The sequence below is a fragment of the Sphingomonas sp. Ant20 genome (assembly GCF_000783375.1).
Classification (GTDB): Bacteria; Pseudomonadota; Alphaproteobacteria; order Sphingomonadales; family Sphingomonadaceae; genus Sphingomonas; species Sphingomonas aerolata.
The window spans coordinates 1-3,773 of sequence record NZ_JRVI01000170.1 but is presented as its reverse complement, the minus strand read 5'-3'; the positions used below and the strand labels follow the sequence as shown (position 1 = coordinate 3,773).

Annotated in this window: 5 protein-coding genes; all 5 read left to right on the top strand. The window is 69.6% G+C overall.

Features of this window, described 5'->3' with window-relative positions; translation table 11 throughout:
• Nucleotides 1-83: 83 nt before the first annotated feature.
• Complete coding sequence (locus NI18_RS16745) at nucleotides 84-1,199, top strand: CDP-alcohol phosphatidyltransferase family protein (RefSeq protein WP_192007419.1); 1,116 nt, start codon at nucleotides 84-86, stop codon at nucleotides 1,197-1,199.
• Nucleotides 1,200-1,272: 73 nt separating this feature from the next.
• Nucleotides 1,273-2,286 (top strand): oligosaccharide flippase family protein, encoded by a 1,014-nt coding sequence (locus tag NI18_RS16740; RefSeq protein WP_306286477.1) that lies wholly within the window; start codon nucleotides 1,273-1,275, stop codon nucleotides 2,284-2,286.
• A complete protein-coding gene (locus NI18_RS27250; protein ID WP_052149277.1) occupies nucleotides 2,235-2,600 on the top strand; it encodes a polysaccharide biosynthesis C-terminal domain-containing protein in 366 nt (121 codons plus the stop codon). Before NI18_RS16740 ends, NI18_RS27250 begins: the two co-directional genes overlap by 52 nt.
• Before the next feature lie 95 nt (nucleotides 2,601-2,695).
• Nucleotides 2,696-3,262 carry a DUF2141 domain-containing protein gene (locus NI18_RS16735; RefSeq protein WP_052149276.1) on the top strand — a complete coding sequence of 189 codons (567 nt, stop codon included), beginning with the start codon at nucleotides 2,696-2,698 and terminating at the stop codon, nucleotides 3,260-3,262.
• Nucleotides 3,228-3,773 (top strand): diacylglycerol kinase family protein (locus NI18_RS16730; RefSeq protein WP_306286476.1); only part of this gene is annotated, 546 nt, incomplete at its 3' end. The genes NI18_RS16735 and NI18_RS16730, both read left to right, overlap by 35 nt.

The window sequence follows — 3,773 nt, the reverse complement described above, 5'->3', positions numbered from 1 at the left end:
GCGGCGCCGCAGGCGGTGCTCGCCGCGCTGCGCTGAACCAGCCCGGGCTCGCAATCCGCGCGCAATCGGCTATCGGGCAGCGGATGCAAGACATGCCAGCACTCGTGCCCCTGGGCGACAATCCGACCCTGCTCTGGGGGATGCGCAATGACGAGCGGCTGCGTCGGATCGGCGTGGCGCAGGGCTTTGCCGGAAGCGACGCGGCAGACGGCCCGGCGATCCTCGCCAACATGGCGTTCGCGTTCGACCCGGTCTGGACCGCGCATCTGAAGACGCGCCCCGGCACCGTGATGACGCGCGCGGGCGTTCCCGTGCTGGCGCATGTCCGGACCGCCGAGGAGCGGGCGCGGGTCGCCGCGGCGATGCACGCGGACGCAGCCCTCGACGCCGCCAGCGGGCTGACGATCATCGCCGCCGAGTCGGACGAGGGGATCCTCAACGAGGCGCTGCGCAAGCGCGAAAAGCCGTTTGCCGAACGGCTCGTCCCCGCCGCGGTCCCCGCGATCGAGCGGGCGAGCTATGTCGGCGCGTACAAGGGCGTCACCGACCTGCTGACCAAATATCTCTGGCCCGAATGGGCGCTGGCGATCACCCGGGTCTGCGCGCGCGCGGGGATCACGCCGAACCAGGTCACCGCGATGGGATCGGTGCTGTGCATCGTCGCGACGATCGCCTTCTGGTATGGCTGGTTCTGGACGGGGCTTGCCACCGGCCTCGTCTTCATGGTGCTCGACACCGTCGACGGGAAGCTCGCGCGCTGCACGATCACCGCGTCGAAGCTCGGCAATGCATGGGATCACGGCGTCGACCTGGTCCATCCGCCCTTCTGGTGGTGGGCCTGGGCCGCGGGCTGCGCGCCCTATGGCCGGCCGCTCGACGATGCGACCTTCTGGGCGGTGATCGGCACGATGCTGTTCGGCTATGTCGCGCAGCGGCTGATCGAGGGCGCGTTCATCGTCCGGTTCGGGATGCACATCCATGTCTGGGAACGGTTCGACAGCTGGTTCCGGCTGATCACCGCGCGGCGCAACCCGAACATGGTGATCCTGTTCGCGGGGCTGGTCGTGACGCGGCCCGACTGGGGGATCATCGGCGTTGCGGCGTGGACCGCGATCTCGCTGGTCGTCCATCTCGTCCGGCTGTTCCAGGCGATGGCACGGCGCGCGAAGGGCGGCGCGATCACGAGCTGGCTCGCCTGATCGCGTCGAACGCCCCGACCCGCCAGCCGCGACTTGCCGCACCGCACCGCGCGCTTTAGGGGCCGCAGGGCGCATGACCCAGGCCCCCGCCCCTTCCCCCACGACCAAGGATTTCGGTGGCGTGCTGCGTTCGGCGGCGCGCAACCTGGGCTGGCTGCTCGCGAGCCGCAGCGTGCTGGCGATCCTGTCGCTCTTCTATCTCGGCTTTGCGACGCGCACCTTGGGGGTCGTCGATTTCGGCCGGTTCGCGCTGATCACCGGCGCGGTCCAGGCGCTGACGACGTTCGTAGGCTTCCAGACGTGGCAGATCATCGTCCAGTACGGCGTCCAGCCGCTCCATGACGGTGACAGCCCGCGGCTCGCGCGGCTGTTCCGGCTGGCAGCGCGGCTCGACCTGTCGAGCGCGATCCTCGGCGCGCTGCTGACGATCGGCATCCTCCAGATCTGGGCGAACGCGTTCGGCATTCCGCGCGACCTGATGCACTACACGCTCGTCTTCGCGGTGATCCAGCTGCTGACGATCCGCTCGACCCCGCTCGGCATCCTGCGGCTGCGCGACAAATTCTCGCTCTCCGCGCTCGCCGACAGCATGACGCCGGTGATCCGTTTCGTCGGCGCGGGCGCGGCGATGCTGTTCGACCCGACGATCCGCGGCTTCATGATCGCCTGGGCCGCGGCCGAGCTGGTCACCGCGGCGACCTACTGGATCATGGTGTGGCGCAGCGGCGACTTCGCGCTGATGCTCGGCGGGCGCAGCGGCTGGCGCGCGCTGGTCGCGGAGAATCCCGGCGTGGTGAAGTTCGCGCTGAGTACCAATGCCAGCGCGACGCTCGGCCTGTCGAGCAAGCAGATCCCGCTGCTGCTGGTCGGTGCGTCGATCGGCCCCGCCGCGGCGGGTGCGTTCCGGCTGGCGGCACAGGTCGCGCAGGCGCTCGCCAAATTGTCGCAGCTCCTGTCGCGCGCCGCCTTCCCCGAGATCGTCCGCGCGGTCCGCACCGCGCGCCCGAGCGGCTGCGCTATATCCTGGTGCGGACGATGCTGGCGAGCAGCGCGGCGGCGCTCGCGATCCTCGCGGTCGTCGCACTGATCGGCGAGCCGATGCTCAAACTGGTCGGCGGCAAGTCGTTCGGCAGCGCCTATCCGGTGCTGTTGTGGCTCGCGGCGGCGGGGTGTTTCGATCTGGCGACCGTCAGCCTCGACACCGTGCTGACCGCGGTCAACCGCGCGGGCACGGTGTTCGCGATCCGCGTCGTGGGCGTCGTCCTGCTGTTCATCGGCGCGTTCGCCTTGATGCCGCTCTATGGTTCGTCCGGGGTGGCGATGGGCGTCGCGATCGGCTCGGTCGCGGTCGCGATCCTGCTCGGCTTTGCTGCGGCGAATCTGACGCGCAGCCGTCCCTGAGGGCGGCACGCCCCGCCGCCGTCGATAAAGCGCGGGTTCACAGAGCCGACGTCATTGGCCTCCAAATTGCCGTTATGCGATTGCAAGGGTCCCCCATGACGAATCTGCCTCTCCTGCTCGCGCTCGCCGCGGGTGCAACGCTCGCCTCGACGTCCGCGGCTGCCGCGGAGACGTGCGTCGGCACGCCCGGGAACGGCGCGGCCAAGCTCGTGCTCGAGGCGACCACGCTGCACAATGCGGTCGGCGAGGTCGCGTTCACCGTCTATCCCGACGACAAGGGCCGGTTCCTGTCCAAGGGCGGCAAGCTGGCGCGCGCGCGCGTGTCCGCCGCGCAGCCGCATGCCTGTTTCTGGCTGAAGCCCGGCTATTACGCGATCGCGCAATATCATGACGAGAACAGCGACCATGATTTCAACCGCACGCTGTTCCTGCCCAAGGAGGGGTTTGGATTTTCGAACGACGCCCCCACATCGGTCGGCCTGCCCTCCTTCGCGTCGGCGCGGGTGGCGCTGCCGGCCGGGGGGGACGGTCGTGCGGATGAAGATGCGGTATCGGCGCTAGCGTCGATCAGGGGCAGACGTGCCATAAAAAATGTAGCGATACTAGCCTGCGCAGGTAGCCAAGAGTGTGAGCGACGCCGTTTCCAATTTCCAGGCCTTTGATGGCGTGCCGTTTCCAGCGGCCAGACGCGGCGCGGCACCGGACGTGACCGCGCGCAGTGCTGCGTCGCAGATCCGCACCGGGATCATCTGCAACCCCAAGAGCCACCGGAATCGCAGCAGCGTCGAGGCGACGCGGCCGTTCGTGTCGGGCACGGTGCTCGCGGTCACGCCGCGGACCCAGGCCGAACTGGCCGAGGTGCTGACCGATTTCGCGCAGCACGGGATCGAGCTGCTGGTGATCGACGGCGGCGACGGCACGATCCGCGACGTGCTGACCGCGGCGGCGACGGTGTGGACGGGCGCGATGCCGCGGGTCGCGATCGTGCCGTCGGGCAAGACCAACGCGCTCGCACTCGATCTCGGCATCCCCGATCACTGGACGCTCGACCAGGCGCTCGCCGCGGCGCGCGACGGCGCGAGCATCGTCCGTCGCCCGGTCGAGGTCGAACGCGCCGGCACCGGCCAGAAACTCCGCGGATTCCTGTTCGGCGCGGGCGCGTTCGTCGAGGCG